General features: G+C 70.6%; 1 protein-coding gene. It reads left to right on the top strand.

The genetic code is table 11. From position 1 onward, the window contains the following. Positions 1-133: 133 nt before the first annotated feature. The coding region (locus tag EN850_RS34850) for a zinc-dependent peptidase (RefSeq protein WP_136093022.1) at positions 134-326 on the top strand (193 nt) is incomplete at its 3' end.

The raw sequence follows: 326 nt of genomic DNA, 5'->3' as shown, positions 1-326 counted from the left end.
CGGCACCGGTACGCCCTGCGGCCAGCAGTGCCACCAGCACCGGGGGCGGCGGCAGCGACGACGACGTGCTGCAGCGCATCCGTGCGCCGAAGTGGCACAGCTACCTGCCGGGAATGTTCCGCTGATCAAGTCGTTGCTGCAGTGGCTGCGGCCTGCGCCGCGGCCGATCGACGATGCACTGTGGGAACACGCCTGCCGCCGTGCGGCCTGGCTGCACGGACTGGACGACGAACGCCGTGCGCGCCTGCGCGTGCTGGCCACGCGCTTCCTGCATGAGAAGACCATTACCCCGATCGGTGAGCTGCAGTTGCAGGCCGGCGACGGCG

Source organism: Mesorhizobium sp. M8A.F.Ca.ET.207.01.1.1, from assembly GCF_004794715.1.
Lineage (GTDB): Bacteria > Pseudomonadota > Alphaproteobacteria > Rhizobiales > Rhizobiaceae > Mesorhizobium.
This window is presented reverse-complemented; position numbering and strand designations above follow the sequence as displayed.